Raw genomic sequence first — 19,740 nt, forward strand, 5'->3', positions numbered from 1 at the left:
AATGAATAGAAATGATTTACAAAAAGATGAAAAATTTTTAGCCTCGTTAAATGATTTTTTATTATATCTTGAATCAATTTTTCACATTAAAACCAACGAGGGACAGTTTGTGTTTTTAAATTCTACTAAGATTGACCAAGATGGATCGGATTTTTTAAATTCAATTGGAGTTTTATGTGATGACTTTTATAAGGGATACGAATGTTATTTTAATGATAACTTTTTAGAAGAATTTCCAGAGGCGAAAGAAAATTTTCGACAAATTAAGATTTATAAACTGCAAGAGCCAAAGTTATTGTGGAAAAAAGAATTTGATGTAAATTTTGATGAATATAAAAATAATTTAGTATCAGAAGTTTTAAAGGAATGTGAAAAGATTTTACATTCACAAGATTTAAAAATGAAAGAGACTAAACTATTATTTACAATAGAAGACTTTGAAATAGAGATGGATTTTGAAAATTTTTGTGATGAAAGTTCTTTTTTAGAGGAGTTTTCCGAACAACTAAAAAATATGGCTTTTAATTTTTATGAAGGTGATGAAAATAAAAAAATAAACTTTTTAACGTCTATTTATGACTATAGGGGATGTAGAGCGGGAATTTATAGAAATGGAGTAAAGAGATGGATTACTTCGACAAATGATTTGCCATATTTTAAAGTTGAAAGTATTATAAATGAAGATAACAATATAATAGTTTATATCTATACAAATCTTCATTACTCTCTAATAGAATCATTTGTTGACTTGCTTAATGCAAATAAAATAAAACACCATAAATTTTTGAAGGATGAACATATAAAAATAGTGTTAAAAAATGAAAATGGAGAATTTAATCTTAATTGATTAAAAAAGAGTCGAGGCTTATAACCACGGCTCTTTAATTTTATTCTGTTCTTATTGCGTCAATTGCAGATATTTTTGTTGCTCTTATTGCAGGGAGAAGCCCTGATAAAAGTCCTATAACAGCAGAAAATATTGCTGAAACAAGCATTAGCCAAATAGGGATGTAGGAACTAAATCCACCTCCCATATCATCTCCAGTAAATAGATATTTGTTGAGGACATATGAAACCAAAAGGGATAACAAAACTCCAAGGACTCCTCCTATAAGACCTACCAGTGTTGATTCTAATAAAAAGATATCTCTAATATTTTTTATTGAAGCTCCAACAACTTTCATAATTCCAATCTCTTTTGTTCTTTCATAAATTGACATTATCATAGTGTTTGCAATTCCAATAGCGGCAACTAATAACGCCACTGCACCGATAGCTCCAAAAACAAGTTGTATAGTTCTAACTTGCTGTTGCATACTCTCATTAAATTCAAGATTGGACTGTGTCATATATCCCATTTCAGTTAGCTCTTCTTGAAGTGGTTTAACATCTTCTAAAGTATTAGCTTTTAAAATTACATATGAATAGGGGATATCTCTTTCGGATATTTTTTTAGGAGAATCTTCCGACATATTAAGTTCTCTTTCCGCCATATATAATTTTTTTGCTGTTTTATAATTCATCAGAATTTCTGGATCATACATATTTGCACCACTTGTTTTACCAACAGGTTTAAATTTAAAATCCATATATGTTTTTTTACCAGTTTCCATCTCTGATTGAACATCTTTCCATCCGATTCTAATAATCGGTTTTTCTTTCATTATATCTATATTATCTATGGGCTCTCCGGTTTTGTTATTGTAGATGTGGATATTTGAAAAAATATATTCGTCATCAGAGTTTTGACTTATATTTTTACCCTCAGTAACGGTATATCCAAATTCTTCCATCTTGTTAACATCAACACCTTTTATCATGGCATAAGCGTCATAATTTTTAATTAGAATGTTTGCAGAATTTATCTCAATTACTGGAAGAACGTCTTTGACACCATCCATAGCCCCAAATGATTTAACTTTTGCATCATTGAGTACCTTTGAATTTTTTTTATCGGTATCTGGGCCATAGGGGTCGTTACTTCTAACTGTAATATTTGTAAGACCTCCCATGCTTTCAATCATTTCTTCGTTGTTTTTTTGCATACCGAGCCCAAAGCTTATCATCAAGATAATAAAAGATGTACCTATTAAAATGGAAAGTAATGTCAGGATAGTTCTTAGTTTTCTTCTGGATAGATTTCTTAAGCTAAAAACTAATAGATCATTTAATTTCATAGTTGTAAATCTGAGCCTTTCTTTTTCTTATCTCTTTTTTTCTTAACAATAATTGTAGTTATAATTGCTATTATAAATAGGCCTCCTAAAATAAATGGAAGTGCACCCATAGATCCAGTGCCTTGGTCCATTTCTTCATCAGGAACAGTTGTACCTTCATCCATTTGTTGAGCTTCTACAGAAAAGTCTTTTTCTTCTGTGTGGGTTTCTCCAGTAGAATCTTCATATGTTACAATAAGTTTTCCCTTCACTGTACCAGATTCGGTTGGGATAATTGTTGAAGAGAAGTGGTCTGATGCACCAGGAGCAAAGTTACCTACAAAATAATTTCCTCCATTATCAAGTGAAAAACCATCACCTTGAACAGATATCATAAAGTTTGTTAAAGTGTCTTTTCCTGTGTTGAAAAAGTCCATGTCAACTGTTGCAGGTTCACCAGCCATACCTGGATTTGTAGTAATTTCTCCAAAGGACACCTTTGCCTGTTGAACAACTGGAATACCAATAATTTCATTTGCAGTAAATTCGTTTCCATTTTTATCTTCATATTCAAAATTTGCAGTTATAACATAGTTTTGTGCTTGAGCATTTGGTACAACTGACATTTTAATTGACTTTGATGCAGTCTTACCAGGAGCAATACTACTTATATAAAAAGTATTTGAACTTCCAACAGGAATGAATACAGAACCACCGACATTTTGTCCATTTGCACCTGATCCACCAGTTTCATTATTTAAAGAAATTTTTATATTCCTCACTGAGTAGGTTGCATTCGTATTATAAAAACTCATGTTCAAAGTGAACTCTTTACCAGCCTCTACCATTTTAGGTTGAAGAGAGTAGTTGTCTATTATAAGTTTAGGTTTGTTTTTAACTGAAGGATTTGAAGTTTCACCGCCTCCGTCAGAACCTATATTTGAATTTGAATTACTTGTGTCATTTGTCTTTGGGTTTTCTATTACCATATTATCTTCTCCATTTGTATTAGTATTTTGATTTGAATTGTCTTTTCCGTTGTTTGTGTTGCATGTATCATTAGAATTTGTTTTGCCATTTGTGCCAGTTTTTTCTTCTTTAAAATCTATTTCTTTAAATCCAAGTTCTGTTTTAAGTTCAAGATTGTCTTTGATTTTACTTCCAAAAACTTCTATCTTGTATGAATCTTTATCAAGCTTTTCCAAGGCTTTAAGATTAAACACTATAACACCGTTTCCCTTGTCGTCAGCTTTCTCAACTTTTGAACTTAAAACTTTGAAGTTGTCGTTTGGAACCATTGTAAATATATAAGTACTTAAAATATCGTAGTTTATGTTTTCTGGATAGATTAGAATTGAAAATTCTGTATCTTTTTCAATATTCTTTGGTTTCTTTTCATTTTCTTTAAATACTTGCTCAATCTTATAGTCCTTGATTTTAATTTCATCAGCATCTTTTACGGCGCCATCTGCGGCAAAAGATAGACTTGACATGGCTAAAATGCTTATAAGAAGCAAGATAGACAACAATTTTTCTCTCATACAGTCCTCCTAAATCTCTCTAATAATTTTTCCATCTTTCATTTCTATTACCTTGTCTGCATATGAAGTAAGTTCTTCATTATGGGTCACTATAATCATAGTCTGTTTATTTTTATGAATCATATCTGTGATTAAATCCATAATGTCCTTTGATGTATTGGTGTCCAAGTTTCCAGTAGGTTCGTCAGCGAAGATTATTTTAGGATTATTTGCAAATGCCCTTGCTATTGAAACCCTTTGTTGTTGTCCACCAGAAAGTTCTTTAGGCTTGTGATAGACTCTGTCTTCAAGACCAACCTTCTTCAAAATATCAAAGGCAATTTTATCTCTTTCTTCTTTTGAAACGCCTTTAAAGGCAAGTCCAAGACTTACATTTTCTAAAGCAGAAAGGATTGGTAGAAGATTATAAGATTGAAATACAAAACCTAAGTTTAGCTGTCTGAATATGGTTAAATCCTTTTCACTAAACTTTGTAATGTCGTGGCCACCAATTAGAATTTCGCCCTTATCAACTTTTTCAAGTCCCGCAATTGAGTTTAGTAGGGTGGACTTACCAGACCCAGACTTACCAAGAATACATAGTATCTGCCCTTCGTCTAAGGAAAGTGACAATCCATTTATAGCTTTGACTACCGTATCGCCCATGTGGTAGTATTTATAAATATTTTTTATTTCTATAAGGTTTTCCAATTTTTCACATCCTTACTTTACTGTATAAAACAATTTTATCATATAATTGATTTAAAAAATATTACAAAAATCTTACAATTTTTTTCAGAATTTTAATTTTGTGTTTTGTGAGTGGGTATGAAATAATATATAGTAAATGAAAAGGAGCTTCGATATGGAAAAAGTGATACTTTATACAAGACAACATGAAAACTCTTTTTATGAATTAGAAAACAAAGGGGTTATAACAAATAAGGAAATATATGTGAAACTACACATGGGAGACATTGCTCCATTTTTTATGGAGCGTTATAGAATTTTTGTTAAAATGGCACAGGAGATAGTCCCACGTCCAAAGGGGATTGAATATCCAATATGGTGTTCTATAAGTAAGAGAAACTGCTTAAAACCTGTGGAAAAGGAACTGGTATATGAAATAGAAGTGCCTAAGGATGAAATAATTTATTTTGATGGTTGTAAATGGGATTATGTTTTAAATAATCTTTACATACCAAAAGATGAAGCGGATGCAAATGAATATAAGAAAGAGATTGAAAGGCTTGGCGTCAAAGATGAATTTAATTTTATTGACGGAAAGTACAAGGGAATGTATCCTAAAATAGAAAAAAAGATTAGAGACTCTTGGATTAGAATATTTGATATAGATAATTGGTCTGACTTTATTGTTCAAGCGAATATATGGCAAATAAAAAAAGAGTGGGTACTTCGAATTATAAAACCAGGAGAAAGCATATAGGGGTGATTAATTGTTTAAAGAATTTAAGTGGTTCATTAAATCATATAAGAAAAATCTTATTATAGGAGTTATATTTCTCTTATTAAGTGATATTGTAGGAATTTTTCCTCCCTACATAATAGGAGATTTGACAGATAAGGTTTTTGAAAATTCAATTGACTTAGATAGATTTATAAAACTTATAGCTATCCTTATTGGAGTAATAATAATAAAGTATTTTTTTGCAATGGGCTGGTCCTTTTTTATTCACAGAGGCGGAAATGAAATTGAACTTCGACTAAGAAGTATGTTAATGAGTAAGTTTTTAGATCAGTCCATGGAATTTTTTGACGAAAACTCAACTGGTTCACTAATGGGAAAATCTACTAATGATATAAATTCAGTTAGTGGGATGATAGGTTTTGGAACTTTGGCGATGTTTGATGCAACAGCATATCCATTTTTTATAATACTTGTAATGATATTTTCAGTAAGTTTGAAACTTACACTTGCAACAATTATTCCAATTCCATTACTTGCAGTTCTTGTAAAACTACTGGGGGATAAAATTTATAAAAAATGGGACAAAGCCCAGGCTGCTTTCGACAAGTTAAATAGTTTTGTACTTGAAGATGTGGTGGGAATTAGAATAATAAATGTGTTTAATCTACAAAATGTTAGAAGGCGCATGTTCAAGGTTAGAGGAGAAGAGCTTAAAGAAAAAAATCTCGAAGTTGCAAAATACAATGCGTTATTTAGACCAATCGACTTGACAATCACAGCTATATCTTTTGGGATAGCTATATTTTATGGTGCAGTTTTAATATATCGAGGAGAAATAACCATAGGAAAATTGGTTTCATTTACCTTCTACTTGAATATGTTAATTTGGCCTATGTTTGCCCTGGGAAATTTTATAAATATAAAGAATCAGGCAACTGCATCAATGAATCGTATTCAAAAAGTTCTTGACTATGAAGAAGATATTGTAGATAGGAAAGACGCTATAACTCATATTGAAAAACCAGATATTGAGTTTAAAGACTTTTCTTTTAAGTATCCAGACTCAGATTATATTTTAAAAGATATTAATTTAAAAATTCCATATGGGTCATCCCTTGGAATACTTGGTAAGACTGGATCGGGCAAGAGTACATTATTAAAACAACTACTAAAGTACTACAAAACCGATTTTTCTAAGATTTTAGTAAATGATAAATATCTTGATGACTACACCACATATGCAATTAGGGACAAGCTGTCCTATGTTCCTCAAAAACATATGATATTTTCAAAGACCATAGAAGAAAATATTAAACTTTCAAAGCCTGACGCAACAGATGAAGAGCTTAATAAGGCAATAGAAATGGCGGATTTTAAAAAGGATTTAGAAAATCTTCCAATGGGACTTCAAACTCTATGTGGTGAGAGGGGAGTTTCCCTTTCAGGTGGACAAAAACAGAGAATTGGAATTGCAAGGGCCTTTTTAAAAGATCCAGATATATTGCTACTTGATGACTGCATGTCAGCTGTAGATGGAAAGACGGAAAGAAATATAATCAACAATATAAATAGCAGAAATCATCAAGGCACAATAATTCTTGCCTGCCATAGAATAAGCCAGGTTATGAATATGGATCATATAATTGTGCTTGAAGATGGAAAAATAGTTGAGGAGGGTAGCCACCAAGAGTTGATGGAACTTGATGGTTGGTATGCAACCCAATTTGTTAGACAGATGGCAGGAGGTAGATATAGTGAAGAATAAAACTTCTGCAAGCAAAAGACTTATAAATTATGCCAAAATGGAATCTAAGAACCTGACAGGTGGAATAATTTGTACCTTTATAAGAACGGCTTTAGAAATAGTTGGACCTTTAATCATAGGACATCTTTTAAATAACTATATAAAAAAAGGAATGACTAAGGAAGATTTCAAAAGTATTGGACTATTTTTGATTTTATACTTACTGGTGTATATAGTTGCTGGATTATTTTCAAGAAGTACCGTATTATTTTTTGAAAGAGCGTCAAATGGAATTACTCTACATGTTCAAAAAGATATTTTTAATCATGTTCAGTCACTGCCAATATCATATTTTGATTCACTACCAGCAGGTTCTATAGTTTCAAGAATTACAAATGACACCAATAAACTTAAAGTAATGTTTCAAAATGCATTGGGGGATATGACTACATCTGGTATTATGGTGATTACCATGTTTATTGTGTTACTTGTAAACCATACCAGGGTCGCACTTGAACTGTTGATACTTTTACCAATAGTTATTTTAATATTTTATGACTTGAGAAGAAAGTATAGAAAGTATACAACTGAAATCAGAAGACTTACGTCAACTATAAATGCAGACATAAATGAAAATATTCAAAACATGGAAATCATTCAGGCATATAACAAAGAAGACTTGATAAAAAAAGAGTTTGATGAAATAAACCAGTCAATTTGGGATAATGAATTTGAAATGACGAAAGTTAGATCCTATGGTGGATATAGAGCCATGGATATTGTATCTTATTTTGCTTCAGCAATAGTTCTAATTTATTTTGGTGTAGGAAGAATTACTGGAAAGTATCAAGTTGATGTTGGATCTCTTTATATAGTATTGAACTATGTAAACAAGATGATGAGTTCACTTACAACAATAGTTACATGGTTTGGAGAACTTGAACAGTCATATGCTTCAGCAAAACATGTTTTTGATTTATTTGAACTGGAACCAGAACCAGAACTTCCTGAAAAGCTAAACAATATTGAAGGAGAAGTTCAGTTCGAAGATGTTTACTTTGCATACGATGAAGAATATGTGCTAAAAGACATAAACTTTAGAGTACCATATAAGACTTCAGCAGCTTTTGTTGGTTCAACAGGAAGTGGCAAGTCCACAATATTAAATTTGATATTAAACTTCTATAGTCCACAAGAGGGAATAGTTTCCATTGATGGCCAGGATATAAAAAATGTAAATAAATTATCTCTAAGAGAAAAAATGGCAGTAGTGCTACAAGATTCATTTTTGTTTGAAGCGAGCATCAGAGATAATATAAAACTTGATGACAACTTCAGTGATAAGGAGATAAAGGAAGCCCTTAGAGCTGTTGGTGGAGATAGGATTATCAGTAGGGGAATCGACACCATGATAAAGGAAGGTGCAAAGAACTTAAGCCAGGGAGAACAACAGCTGGTTTCATTTGCAAGGGCCTATATTAGAGAACCAAAACTTTTAATCCTTGACGAAGCCACTTCAAATATTGACACTGAAACTGAAAGCATTATTCAAAAGGGAATTGAAAAGCTTAAGGAAAATAGAACAACACTTATTGTTGCCCATAGGCTTTCCACAATTAAAGATGTGGACATGATATATGTACTTTCAAAGGGTAAAATTATTGAAAAAGGAAATCACGAAGAGCTTATGAATTTAAGTGGATTTTATAGATCTATGTATGAAGAGCAAATGGAAGATAAAGATGAAGTTTAAATTTAAAAAAGCCGGGGTCACCGGCTTTTACTATTTTTTATTCATCACATTTTTTATAAAGTTTCCATAGGGCGGATATCTCAATGACATATCTGGACTAAACTTATTTGAAAGTACGGAAGTCTTATGGGAAAAGGCCTTAAAGCCTTCAAAACCGTGATACCTTCCGATGCCTGACTCTTTAACTCCACCAAATGGAAGTCTGGAGTTTGCCAAGTGTGTCATTGTGTCATTTATTGCCATTCCTCCAAAGTTGAAATTGTTCATAACATAGTCGACATCTGTTTTTTTATCTGTAAATAGATAAAATGCAAGAGGGTTTGGATGAGCATTTACTATATTATTTACATCAACCCAAGTGTCGCATTCAATTATTGGCAAGAACGGTCCAAATATTTCTTCCTTCATAAATGGAGAATTTATATCAGTTACAAAAAAATGTGGATTTATTTTTCTATTTTCAAAGTCAAAGTTATCTTCGCTATAAATTCCCTCAGTAATGGATAGTGATTTAAGTCTTTCCATAGAAGTTTCATCAATCATTTTAGGATAATTTTCATTTAGTATAGGACTATTTCCATAAAAATCATTTATAGATTCTTCAAGTAAAGTTTTTAATTCTTCACCAAGACCTATATCAACTAAAGCATAGTCTGGAGCAACGCAGGTTTGTCCGCTATTCATAGTCTTACCCCAAGCAATTCTCTTAGCAGTTACCTCAAGGTTATTACCTTTCTTAACTACACAGGGACTCTTTCCACCAAGCTCAAGCACATAGGGAATCATCTTTTCAGCTGCAATTATTCCCATATTTTTTCCAACTTTTGTAGAGCCTGTAAAAAATAACATGTCAATGTCCTCATGTATAAATCTATTTTTATCATCTTCATAAATACCGTAGTAGACTACATAATCAGGAATGGAGTTTCGAATTATTGAATAGATTATTTCCGAAGTGTTTACAGTTTTTGAGGAAGTTTTTAAAATAACTTTATTTCCCGCAGCTATGGCAGATATCAAAGGAACCATTGAAAGCAAGAATGGATAGTTCCATGGGGATGCTATACCAACGGTGCCATAGGGTCTGTAAACATAGTAGGAATTTGCAGGGTAAAGTGTAAGCGGAGTTTTCACTTTATGCTTTTTTGCCCAGTGGGGAAGATTGTCTATCGCCATGTTAAGTTCTTCAATTACCTGGCTATATTCTGTTAGTAGACCTTCAGCTTCAGACTTACCAAGATCTCTCTTTAAAGCAAGAAGTACAGCCTCTTTATGAGCTACAACAGAAGCCTTTAAATCTTTTAATATTTTTATTCTCTCATTAATATTCATAATTTAACCTCACATAACAATACTTGCGATAATTGGAGTAACATATGCTTCAACAAAACCTGCTACTAATAATAGAGGAATAACTACAAAGAAAAACATCTTTGACAAGTTGATAAAAAAAGTCTTTCCAGTTGTTGTAGGTTTTTTATTCATCTTATCCATCAAGTACTTACAAACGGAAACACCAAGAGCAAATGAGAGTACAATAGCAGGTATTTCAAAAATTCCATGGGGAACTACACTTAAAATAAATGCTAAATAACCTGTCATGCCCATTTTTGCAACTATCATTCCGAGAGCAGCTCCAATAACTGCACCGTTTATGATAAGCGAGAAATATGGTAAGAATAGATATGGTATAAGCCCTAATAAAATCATTACTAAACAAGCTGTAATATTATTTTTTATAAGACCAAAAGCAGAAACCTTTCCATCAAGAATAATATTATCCCCAACACTTTCCATAAATTTCTCAATAACTTTCATTGCTACATCTGAGTTCAATAAAAAGAAGATAGATGAAAGAAAAAATACTAATAGCATAACCAAAAAACCGGTTTTAAAATGATTTTTTACATGATAATTATAAAATTCTTTTAAATTCATATTAACCTCCTGGTTATATATACCTATTTTATTCAAATTGTAAACAGTATAAGAAAAAATGTAGAGAAGATGTGAAATTTATTATAAAATGGAAAATAAAAAAGCCCTGCAAAAGCAGGACTCAATTAATAAAATTATTCTAAATCTTCTTTTAAAATTTTACCCTTTTCATTTTGAGTAAATTTAGTAACTTTTTGAACAAAAGGAATTCCATTTTCCTTGTTACATTCAATCATATGGAAAACTTGATCTGTTTTTCCATTTGCTTTATAGTTTTTCTTTAAAATCTTCATGATTGAATAAGGTGTTTCTGGTTCTTTTACAGTTACAATACCTTTACCTGTTGCAACAGCTTTTTGCATTAATTCTTCAAAGTCAATTCCTGGAATACTTGGAATTAAGAAGAAATCACATTCTTTTTCTAAGTCTTCTTCTTTCTTAACTTGAACAGCATTGAACTCTCCCTTAGCAATAGCCATACATGATGCCATGAAAGGTCTAACGCCTGCTGAACGGTGTCCAGAAATCATTAAAACTTCCTTATTTTCAATAGCATTTAGCATGTATTCGCCTTCTTTTTCAGTACAGAATTCTTGATCTACGAATTTTTGCATCATTTTATTCATGTTTATACACTCCTTATATGTTCATACTAGTCGACTATACGCCGCATATATATATAATACTACAAATCAGAAGAAAATCAAAGTTTAGTCAAATTTTATTCGAAAAAATTATAGATAATAAAAGACAGCTTCAATTTCTTTGATGTCTTTTCCTTTCAAAATTAAAGTATTACTTGAAACTTGAGTTGCGATGGAAATATTTGAAGCCTTTAAACATTCGCTTGCCTTTTTATATTCCACTTTTAACTCATATGGTTTTATTACAGGTTCAATTTTTGCAATTTTAGAAGAAGCTTCTAAAGTGGCTTCATAAATTTCTTTTTGAACTCTCTTTGGAGTCTTTGTTAAAATTGATTCTCCAAAGCCTTCATAAGAGTAAACTGTTTTTATAGTATTGTCTATCTTATTTACTTCATCACAAATTCCCTTGTCACCTGAAAGTAAAATAGTTCTTACTCCATGGTGAAGAGCTACAGAACTATTAAAAAGAAATTCAGAACATAGATTTCCGTTTAATTCAATTCTCTGGAACTTAGCTCCATTAAATGAATGGGCAAGGGGAGTTGTATCAGTGCTTGCTGCATTATGATATCCTATAAAGAAAATTCCATCATAACTTTCATCAATACCTTGAACCATTGAATGAGGATTGTGACTCCAGCCTCTTATTATTTTACAATTTTCAGGAAATACATTTATGTCTAAATTGTTTCCAAGATAGTGGGCGTCCTTTATTACTATTTTACAGTCTGGATAATTTTCGTTCAATGCCCTTACACATGCAAATACTTCATTTGTCATAATCTTTTTTTGCTCTTGATATTCAATGGAGTTTCCCATTGTGTACTCCCAATTCAAACAACCTGCGGTACCTTCAATATCTGAAGAAATATAAAATTTCATTATCCACCTCCAACTATATTGTAAAACTAAATTGTTTTGCAATCAATGATAGAATTTTAAACTATTTAACCTATTAATAAGATTTTTAAAAAGACTTGAACAGGTTTTTAATTTAAAAATATTTAACATTAAAAAACATTGTTAAAAAAATCCTATTGATTAACATAATGCAAAATGTTATAATACATTTTATAGATAAGTTAGATATGGAGGAAAAATAATGAGTAACAAACCCCGTGTGTCTTTGGCGGTAGTAAAAAGATTACCCAAATATTATAGATATTTAGGTTTAATTTCAGATAGAGGAATAATTAGGGTTTCATCACAGGAGTTAAGTAGAATAACAGGTCTTACTGCTTCTCAAATCAGACAGGACTTAAATCATTTTGGTGGTTTTGGACAACAAGGATATGGATATAATGTTGAAGAACTTAAAAATGAAATTGAAAAAATTATAGGAATTGACAAGTCCTACAATGCAATTGTGTTGGGGATGGGTAATATAGGTCAGGCAATTTATAAATATCCTGGTTTTAGTGAAAACTCAGGTTTTAATATAGTTGGATTATTTGATGTTGATAAGAATTTAGTAGGAAAGACAATACTTGGAAATAAAATCCAACATATAGATAAACTTAAAACTTTTCTAAAAGAACAAAAGGTCGATATTGCAGTTCTATCAACTCCGACAGAAGTAGCTCAAGAGCTATGTGATATTTTGGTTGAAGGTAATGTTAAGGGAATATGGAACTTTGCATCCTTAGACCTAAAGCTACCAAAGTCTGTTGTTTTAGAAAATGTTCATTTAGATGAAAGTCTATTCACTTTGACATATTACTTGAATAACTTAGAAGACTATCCTGGAACTAAGAATGAAAAGTAGACTTTGTCTACTTTTTTTAAATTGAGGTAAATTATGATATTACTTGATGCTAACAATATTACAAAATCATATGTTACCAAAGATGTCCTGACAGGTGTAAGTTTTAACATTCAGGAGAGAGACAAAATTGGTCTTGTTGGAAACAATGGATGTGGTAAAACTACTTTGTTGAAAATTTTAATTGGTGAAATTTCAAAAGACGGAGGAGACATATATCATAAAAAAGATTTATCTATAGGTTATTTAGAACAAATGACTACATTAGATCTTGAATGTTCAATTTATGAAGAATGTCTTAAAGTTTTTGAAGATATAATAAAGCTTGAAGATGAAATTAGACAAATGGAGCAAAAAATCTCCACTGTGAAAAACCCAAATACTTTGGAAGATTTGCTTTTAAAATATCAAAATATGCAAGACTCCTTTAATGACATGGATGGATATGAATACGATTCGCGGATAAGAGGTATGCTTAAAGGTCTTGGGTTTAGCGAAGAAGAGTTTGATAAGAGTATTAATAAATTATCTGGAGGACAAAAATCTCGTATTCAAATAGCAAAGTTACTGCTATCAAAGCCAGATATATTATTTTTAGATGAACCTACAAACCATCTTGATTTAAATGCCATTGACTTTTTACAAAACTTTTTAAAAGATTTCCAAGGTTCAGTCCTTGTAGTATCACACGACAGATACTTTTTGGACAAAATTTGCAATAGAATTTTTCTTATGGAAGGTGGGAAAATTTTTGCTTACAGTGGAAATTATTCACAGTTTTCTGTGAAAAGGAAAAAAGATTTTGAAGTTATGATGGCAAGTTATGAGAATCAGCAAAAGGAAATCAAGAGACAAGAAGAGATAATTGAAAGATTTTCTAACTATGGTTCAAGTAGGTATATAAAACAGTCTCAATCAAGAAGAAAACTCTTAGATAAGATGAAATTAATTGAAAAACCAAAAGAGTTCATAGGTGGTTTTTCATTAAAATTAACGCCGAGTATTATAAGTGGTAGAGATGTCCTAATGGTTGAAAACGTAGCAAAGTCCTTTGGAAGCCACAAATTATTTGAAAATGTCGACTTTACGGTTTTCAAAGGGGAAAAGGTAGGAATAATTGGACCTAATGGAGTTGGAAAAACCACTCTTTTTAAAATGATTATGGGACATGAGTCAATAACATCGGGACAAATAACTACTGGTAGTCAAGTAAAGACAGGTTACTTTGACCAAGAGCAAAAGGATTTGGATTATGACAATACGGTTCTTGATGAGATTTGGAACGAATATCCAAAACTCACACACTATGAAATAAGATCTTATTTAGCAAAATTTTTATTTGTTGGTGATGATATTTTCAAAATGGTTGAAAATTTAAGTGGTGGAGAACGTTCAAGGTTAGAATTATTAAAATTAATGCTATCTTCAAGTAATTTTCTTTTGATGGATGAGCCTACAAATCACTTGGATATAGATTCCAAGGAAATATTAGAATCTGCCTTGAATGATTATGAAGGAACCGCACTTATTATATCTCACGACAGATATTTTTTAAATCAAGTTGTAGATAAAATAATAGTTCTAACTGAAAAAGGCACTAAGATTTATTTGGGCAATTATGATTATTATATAGAAAAACTTGAAGAGGGAAATACAAATCAGAATAATCAAACAATAAATAAGACTCAGGAACTAAAGGACAGAAAAAAACAAAAACAACTTGAAAATGAACTAAGAAAAGCAAAGAAAAATATAAAGAAGCTTGAAGTTGATATTGGAAAATTAGATGAGGAGATTTCAAATCTTCATAATCTTTTGACAAAGGAAGAAGTATACAATGACTATGTAAAATCTCAAGAGATTGTGGATGATATAAAGTCAAAAGAAGATTTGAAGGAAGAACTTTTCTTACAGTGGTCAGAACTAATAGAATCATTAGAATAAAATTACTCTTATCCGCATATATGGATAAGAGTAATTTTTAAATTATTATTTATTTTTTTCGCGGTAACTTTTTCTTGCTTTTTCTAAAGCATCTAAGGCTGCATCTACATTATACCATCCACCAATTTCAACTTCTTTATTTTCAAGTCTTTTATATTCTTTAAAAAAATGTTCAAATTCTCTTTCAGTATGACTGCTCAAGTGCCCAAGGGAATAAACTTCATCATATCTTGGGTCGTTGACAGGAACTGCTATTAGCTTTTCATCATTTCCCTTATCATCAGCCATTTTAAACATTCCTATAATTCTTGATTCAATCAAACATCCAGGGAAGGTTGGATTTTTCATAAGAACTAAGATATCTAAAGGATCTCCGTCTTCAGCTAATGTTTCAGGTACAAAGCCATAGTCTGCTGGATAGAACATTGGAGAAAATAAACATCTATCAAGTTTAAAACATTTTTTTTCTTCATCAAACTCATATTTGTTGCTACTTCCTCTCGGAATTTCAATAATAGCTTCTACTACATTTTTGTCTAAACTACTCATTTTTGCCTCCTAAGATTTCCGTTATTAACAAAGAGTATTATATTATATATTTTAATTTTATGCTATGATAAGAGATGGAGGAACTATGGATATTTTAGAATATGGGAAAGAACAGTTGATTGAAAGAGATTTAAATCTCTTGGTTTTAAAAGAGGATAAAGAAATAGTTTTTCAATCTAACAAGATGGGAATATTACCCATGTATGAATTTTATAGGTTAAATTTTGAAGAAGAAGTTTATGTAATTGATAAATTTATTGGATTGGGTGCTTCAAGACTTTTATTAAATTCAAAGTCAAAATTAATGGGGTTATTTACATTTGTTATATCTAAAGATGCAAAAGAACTTCTAAAGGATAATAATATTGAAGTTGTTAAGGAAAGAGAAGTAGAAAAAATTCTTAATAAAGATAAAACTGATTTTTGTCCTATTGAAAAATTGTCAATGGAAAATGAAAAATTTGACGTTTTTCTTGAGAAGCTTGAAGAATTTATTGGTAAGATGAAGCAAAAGTAGGTGTGATATGAAACTTGATATGTTTAGATTTATTGATTCTGCTGTTGAGTATGTAAATTTAAAGAAAGATTTTATTAATCAGGTGGCAGAAGAATGCGATAGATTCTTTACTGAGATTCTTTGTGATAACGATTTTTTCTTAAATTTGAACTATAGAATAAAATCTGACAATAGTATTAAAGAAAAATTACTTAGGATATCTGACTTCAACAATATGAGTCACCCCAGGGATGTTTTTAATACTTTAAGTGATATTTTAGGACTTCGTATTGAGTGTAGGTTTATTTCTGAAGAAGAGGAAATATTCTTAAAAATAAAAGATATTTTTTCTGACACAGAGGATGGAGTATATTATAGATCACCACAAAATGAATATATTTATTTAAATTTAAAAGATCCTCAACCACAGTATCAAAAGAATGGTTTTGAAATTTTTAAAATTGATGGTAAATATATTGATGGAGAAGAAGAACTATACTTCGAACTCCAAATAAAGTCTATGGTAAATGTGTTTTGGGGAGAGATAGATCATAGAATTTTATATAAAAATTTTAATTATATGATTACAGAAGATTTCATAAGAAATTTAATGTATTCAATTAAGAACAATTTGGAAATGGTTGACAGTCAACTTAACACAATATATCAAAGACTTAAAGATCTTGAAGAGTTTAATGAGGAGAACACTTTAAATCAACTTAAATCATTTCTTTGTAAAGCATTACATGACACCTATGTTCTTAAGATGCAAAAAGAGACAGGTGTTTTGATTGACTTAAGATCTATTTCAAATATTGTAATTGATTTTTTACTTATGGAAAGAAGTGAAGATGGAAGTAGTGTATCAATTAATAGTAGAGTAATAGATATTCTTCATCGCATAAATCAACTTAATAGAAAAAAGATGGTGTTTGGAGAAAATCTTAAATTTGACCAATTAGAATATAGAAATAAACTAAATAGAAAAGTTGGAGATTCTTTAAGAAATCATGTTAATGTAGACTTCCGATGGAATATTCTAATGATGATTATATTTGATTTGGAAGGAAAAAAGAGTCCTGAAATCTATAATTCATTTGTAAACTATCTTGTGCACTGTGTAAGTGGTGTTGTTGATGAAGTTTTTGAAGAGGTAAATCTAAATAAGAGAAAAAAACAGGAACTAAAATATATTATACTAACAGAGATTTTAAACTTTTATTGTGAAAATCTGGATATTAATTATTTTACAAAAGAAGGACAACGAAAGCTTTCATTAGTTTTAAATGAATATTTAGAAAACCTTCCAGCAAACTTATACACAAAAGATTTTAAACCAAATGCAATTATAGGACTATTAAAAGTATCTCAAAGTAGGGGTGTAATGTAGTGAAAGTTGGAATTGATATTTGCAGTATAAAAAGAATTGAAGATATTCTGAATGAAAAATTTATAAATAAAATTCTAACTGAAGATGAAATAACTCAATTTAATTCCAAGGGACAAATGAAACCAACTTATATTGCAGGAAGATTTGCTGCTAAAGAAGCTCTATCAAAGGCTATAGGAACTGGTATTGGAAAAGTCGGATTCAAAGATATAGAAGTGTTGAACTATGATTCAGGAGAACCTTTTATTAAACTGTCAGGAAATGGAGAAAGATTATGGTTCGAAAAGTTTAAAGAAGAACCGGTAGTTTCAATTTCTCATGAAAATGATTATGCAGTAGCTATAGTAATTGGAAATTGTAAAGAAGAGAACTTTAATATAAATCCGCCTTTTAGTCTCAAAGAGAGAGATCGCAAAGGTCATAAGGGAAGTTTTGGGAAAGTTGGTATAATAGCTGGCTCTAAGGGAATGGTAGGTTCTGTATACTTATCTTCTATGGCAGCTCTACGTAGCGGTTCAGGTCTTGTATATACTGGAGTATGTGAAGAAATATATGAAATAATGCAGATAAAGTGCATAGAAAATATAATAAAAATGATTGACTTTGAAGACTTCAACTCCTTAAATAACTTTTATGACAATTTAGATGCTTTAGGTGTAGGGCCTGGTCTTAGAAATGTTATGAACTTAAAAACATTGGAACATATTTTAAAAACTTTTTTTAAACCAATTGTTATAGATGCAGATGGACTAAATACAATTTCTGAAGACCTATCGATTTTAAGTCAAAACAAAAATTTGATACTAACTCCCCACGAAGGCGAATTTTCAAGACTTTTAAATGTACCTTTATCACAAATAAGCTCAAACAGGGAATTTCTTGCAAAGTCATTTGCTAAACAACATTCAGTTATTTTAGTTTTAAAGGGTTCAAACACGATTGTTACTGATGGAAATGAAATTTATGTCAACAAGAGTGGTACAAGTGGACTTGCAACTGCTGGGTCAGGAGATGTACTTACAGGAATTATAACTTCGCTACTTGGACAAGGTTATGAAAAACTTCAAGCAGCATGCCTTGGAGTTTATATTCATGGACTCTGTGGAAATTTTTTAGAACAAAAATTTGGAACTGATGGTATAATAGCTGGTGACATACTAAATGAAATACCAATGGTAATTAAAGCGTTAAGGGAGACTTAGATGGAAAAATATCAAAATTATTTAAAAATAGATTTAAACAAATTGGTCTATAATTTTAAAAAACTACAAGAAATTGCAAAACCAGCAAAAATAGCTGGAGTTGTAAAGGCAAATGCATATGGATTGGGGTCCATAACTATAGCAAGAGAAATTGAAAAAGAAGGGGCAGACTATCTATGCGTTGCTAACATGGCGGAAGCTATGGAACTTAGAAAACCTGGAATTTATTTACCTATCCTCGTACTTGGATACATAAAGGACGATATGTTTAGAGATGTAATTCAAAATAGAATTGATATAACTGCCTATGACTATAACCAATGTTATAAACTCAACGAAGCAGCTAAGTCTTTAAATGCAGTTGTAGATGTACATATTAAAATTGATACTGGTATGGGAAGACTTGGATTTTTAATAGATGAAAAAAACATTGACGAATCTATTAGAGAAATAAAAAAGATAAATTCACTTTCAAATGTGAGAATAAAAGGGATATATTCACATCTATCAGATGCTGATGGCGAAGATTTTTCATATACACAGATGCAATACCAAAAATTTATGGAATTTATAATGTTCTTAGACCAAGAAGGTATAACTATACCGCTAAAACACATAGCTAATGATGCAGGAGCAATACTTCAAGGATACTATTTAGACATGATAAGATGCGGTATTGGTCTTTATGGATATTATGGCTCAAATGTTGTTAAGGAATGTAATGTTGTAGATTTAAAACCAGTTGTTTCTTTTTACACTTCAGTAGCTTCTGTAAAAACATTTCAACCTGGAGAATGCATTGGTTACAACAGAACTTATAAAACTGATAAAGTTACAAAGGTAGCTGCGGTAACCTTGGGTTATGCAGATGGATATCCTACAGAACTTAATAACAAGGGATATATGATTGTAAACGGGAAAAGAGCAAAGGTCATTGGAAAGGTGTGCATGGATCAGACAATGTTAGATGTGACCCATATAGATGATGTGAAAATCGGAGATGAGGTTTTAGTTTTTGGAGAAAAGGATAAAGATGTGATACCTTTAGAAGATTTGGCAAAGTTAGCAAATACTATAACCTATGATATTTTATGTAGAATATCTTTGAGAATTCCAAGAGTGTATTATAGAGATGGGAAAGTAGTTAAAATTGTTGATTACTTAGAGAAGATGAAAATTGACTTATAGATTTAATTTTGTATATAATTAA

18 protein-coding genes are annotated in these 19,740 nt (G+C 30.8%); 10 read left to right on the forward strand and 8 right to left on the reverse strand.

The features are described from left to right. Nucleotide 1 precedes the first annotated feature (1 nt). Nucleotides 2-847: a hypothetical protein gene (locus BN2746_RS06790; RefSeq protein WP_055079031.1), complete on the forward strand. Its 846-nt coding sequence runs from the start codon at nucleotides 2-4 to the stop codon at nucleotides 845-847. 40 nt (nucleotides 848-887) lie between these two features. Here BN2746_RS06790 and BN2746_RS06795 read toward each other — a convergent pair whose 3' ends face one another. The 3 genes from BN2746_RS06795 to BN2746_RS06805 are packed head-to-tail and all read right to left on the reverse strand — an operon-like array spanning nucleotide 888 to nucleotide 4,387. Further along, entirely contained in the window at nucleotides 888-2,177 is a 1,290-nt protein-coding gene (locus BN2746_RS06795) for an ABC transporter permease (RefSeq protein WP_055079032.1), read from the reverse strand. Continuing rightward, nucleotides 2,174-3,697: a COG1361 S-layer family protein gene (locus BN2746_RS08955; protein WP_055079033.1), complete on the reverse strand. Its 1,524-nt coding sequence runs from the start codon at nucleotides 3,695-3,697 to the stop codon at nucleotides 2,174-2,176. The genes BN2746_RS06795 and BN2746_RS08955 overlap by 4 nt, the downstream gene beginning before the upstream one ends. 9 nt (nucleotides 3,698-3,706) lie before the next feature. Next, entirely contained in the window at nucleotides 3,707-4,387 is a 681-nt protein-coding gene (locus BN2746_RS06805) for an ABC transporter ATP-binding protein (RefSeq protein ID WP_231718335.1), read from the reverse strand. A gap of 154 nt (nucleotides 4,388-4,541) precedes the next feature. On the opposite strand from BN2746_RS06805, the gene BN2746_RS06810 reads away from it, so the two are divergent. The 3 genes from BN2746_RS06810 to BN2746_RS06820 are packed head-to-tail and all read left to right on the forward strand — an operon-like array spanning nucleotide 4,542 to nucleotide 8,602. Beyond that, nucleotides 4,542-5,123, forward strand: coding sequence for a DUF3841 domain-containing protein (locus BN2746_RS06810; protein WP_055079034.1), 582 nt, complete (start codon nucleotides 4,542-4,544; stop codon nucleotides 5,121-5,123). Nucleotides 5,124-5,133: 10 nt separating this feature from the next. Continuing rightward, complete coding sequence (locus BN2746_RS06815; protein ID WP_055079035.1) at nucleotides 5,134-6,870, forward strand: ABC transporter ATP-binding protein; 1,737 nt, start codon at nucleotides 5,134-5,136, stop codon at nucleotides 6,868-6,870. Continuing rightward, the gene (locus BN2746_RS06820) at nucleotides 6,860-8,602 is read left to right on the forward strand and encodes an ABC transporter ATP-binding protein (RefSeq protein ID WP_055079036.1); all 1,743 of its coding nucleotides are present in this window, start codon (nucleotides 6,860-6,862) and stop codon (nucleotides 8,600-8,602) included. The genes BN2746_RS06815 and BN2746_RS06820 overlap by 11 nt, the downstream gene beginning before the upstream one ends. Before the next feature lie 30 nt (nucleotides 8,603-8,632). Here BN2746_RS06820 and BN2746_RS06825 read toward each other — a convergent pair whose 3' ends face one another. The 4 genes from BN2746_RS06825 to BN2746_RS06840 form a co-directional block, all read right to left on the reverse strand. After that, on the reverse strand, nucleotides 8,633-9,934 hold the full coding sequence (locus tag BN2746_RS06825; protein WP_055079037.1) for an aldehyde dehydrogenase family protein: 1,302 nt from the start codon (nucleotides 9,932-9,934) through the stop codon (nucleotides 8,633-8,635). A gap of 9 nt (nucleotides 9,935-9,943) precedes the next feature. Further along, the gene (locus tag BN2746_RS06830; RefSeq protein ID WP_055079038.1) at nucleotides 9,944-10,540 is read right to left on the reverse strand and encodes a stage II sporulation protein M; all 597 of its coding nucleotides are present in this window, start codon (nucleotides 10,538-10,540) and stop codon (nucleotides 9,944-9,946) included. Between the two features lie 134 nt (nucleotides 10,541-10,674). Then, on the reverse strand, nucleotides 10,675-11,166 hold the full coding sequence (locus BN2746_RS06835; protein WP_055079039.1) for a hypothetical protein: 492 nt from the start codon (nucleotides 11,164-11,166) through the stop codon (nucleotides 10,675-10,677). Between the two features lie 108 nt (nucleotides 11,167-11,274). After that, nucleotides 11,275-12,069: a M55 family metallopeptidase gene (locus BN2746_RS06840; RefSeq protein ID WP_055079040.1), complete on the reverse strand. Its 795-nt coding sequence runs from the start codon at nucleotides 12,067-12,069 to the stop codon at nucleotides 11,275-11,277. A 220-nt stretch (nucleotides 12,070-12,289) separates the two neighbouring features. Between BN2746_RS06840 and BN2746_RS06845 the strand changes: the two genes are divergently transcribed. Next, nucleotides 12,290-12,952 carry a redox-sensing transcriptional repressor Rex gene (locus tag BN2746_RS06845; protein WP_055079041.1) on the forward strand — a complete coding sequence of 221 codons (663 nt, stop codon included), beginning with the start codon at nucleotides 12,290-12,292 and terminating at the stop codon, nucleotides 12,950-12,952. A gap of 33 nt (nucleotides 12,953-12,985) precedes the next feature. Beyond that, nucleotides 12,986-14,893: an ABC-F family ATP-binding cassette domain-containing protein gene (locus BN2746_RS06850; protein WP_055079042.1), complete on the forward strand. Its 1,908-nt coding sequence runs from the start codon at nucleotides 12,986-12,988 to the stop codon at nucleotides 14,891-14,893. Between the two features lie 45 nt (nucleotides 14,894-14,938). On the opposite strand, the gene BN2746_RS06855 is transcribed toward BN2746_RS06850, so the two are convergent. Then, a complete protein-coding gene (locus BN2746_RS06855; protein WP_055079043.1) occupies nucleotides 14,939-15,442 on the reverse strand; it encodes an inorganic diphosphatase in 504 nt (167 codons plus the stop codon). An 85-nt stretch (nucleotides 15,443-15,527) separates the two neighbouring features. Here BN2746_RS06855 and BN2746_RS06860 point away from each other — a divergent pair, with 85 nt between their 5' ends. The 4 genes from BN2746_RS06860 to alr are packed head-to-tail and all read left to right on the forward strand — an operon-like array spanning nucleotide 15,528 to nucleotide 19,718. Then, entirely contained in the window at nucleotides 15,528-15,959 is a 432-nt protein-coding gene (locus tag BN2746_RS06860; protein WP_055079044.1) for a DUF1893 domain-containing protein, read from the forward strand. A gap of 7 nt (nucleotides 15,960-15,966) precedes the next feature. Next, a complete protein-coding gene (locus BN2746_RS06865; RefSeq protein WP_055079045.1) occupies nucleotides 15,967-17,328 on the forward strand; it encodes a nucleotidyltransferase family protein in 1,362 nt (453 codons plus the stop codon). Beyond that, the gene (locus BN2746_RS09100; RefSeq protein ID WP_055079046.1) at nucleotides 17,328-18,530 is read left to right on the forward strand and encodes an NAD(P)H-hydrate dehydratase; all 1,203 of its coding nucleotides are present in this window, start codon (nucleotides 17,328-17,330) and stop codon (nucleotides 18,528-18,530) included. The genes BN2746_RS06865 and BN2746_RS09100 overlap by 1 nt, the downstream gene beginning before the upstream one ends. After that, nucleotides 18,531-19,718 carry an alanine racemase gene (gene alr / locus BN2746_RS06875; RefSeq protein WP_055079047.1) on the forward strand — a complete coding sequence of 396 codons (1,188 nt, stop codon included), beginning with the start codon at nucleotides 18,531-18,533 and terminating at the stop codon, nucleotides 19,716-19,718. The last annotated feature ends 22 nt before the right edge of the window (nucleotides 19,719-19,740 follow it).

Source organism: Lagierella massiliensis, assembly GCF_001407835.1.
GTDB classification, from domain to species: Bacteria; Bacillota; Clostridia; order Tissierellales; family Peptoniphilaceae; genus Mediannikoviicoccus; species Mediannikoviicoccus massiliensis.

Coding starts and splice junctions, on each gene's coding strand:
- BN2746_RS06790 (WP_055079031.1), top strand. CDS start 2: ATGAATAGAAATGATTTACAAAAAGATGAAAAATTTTTAGCCTCGTTA.
- BN2746_RS06795 (WP_055079032.1), bottom strand. CDS start 2,177: ATGAAATTAAATGATCTATTAGTTTTTAGCTTAAGAAATCTATCCAGA.
- BN2746_RS08955 (WP_055079033.1), bottom strand. CDS start 3,697: ATGAGAGAAAAATTGTTGTCTATCTTGCTTCTTATAAGCATTTTAGCC.
- BN2746_RS06810 (WP_055079034.1), top strand. CDS start 4,542: ATGGAAAAAGTGATACTTTATACAAGACAACATGAAAACTCTTTTTAT.
- BN2746_RS06825 (WP_055079037.1), bottom strand. CDS start 9,934: ATGAATATTAATGAGAGAATAAAAATATTAAAAGATTTAAAGGCTTCT.
- BN2746_RS06830 (WP_055079038.1), bottom strand. CDS start 10,540: ATGAATTTAAAAGAATTTTATAATTATCATGTAAAAAATCATTTTAAA.
- BN2746_RS06835 (WP_055079039.1), bottom strand. CDS start 11,166: ATGAATAAAATGATGCAAAAATTCGTAGATCAAGAATTCTGTACTGAA.
- BN2746_RS06840 (WP_055079040.1), bottom strand. CDS start 12,069: ATGAAATTTTATATTTCTTCAGATATTGAAGGTACCGCAGGTTGTTTG.
- BN2746_RS06845 (WP_055079041.1), top strand. CDS start 12,290: ATGAGTAACAAACCCCGTGTGTCTTTGGCGGTAGTAAAAAGATTACCC.
- BN2746_RS06850 (WP_055079042.1), top strand. CDS start 12,986: ATGATATTACTTGATGCTAACAATATTACAAAATCATATGTTACCAAA.
- BN2746_RS06855 (WP_055079043.1), bottom strand. CDS start 15,442: ATGAGTAGTTTAGACAAAAATGTAGTAGAAGCTATTATTGAAATTCCG.
- BN2746_RS06860 (WP_055079044.1), top strand. CDS start 15,528: ATGGATATTTTAGAATATGGGAAAGAACAGTTGATTGAAAGAGATTTA.
- BN2746_RS06865 (WP_055079045.1), top strand. CDS start 15,967: ATGAAACTTGATATGTTTAGATTTATTGATTCTGCTGTTGAGTATGTA.
- alr (WP_055079047.1), top strand. CDS start 18,531: ATGGAAAAATATCAAAATTATTTAAAAATAGATTTAAACAAATTGGTC.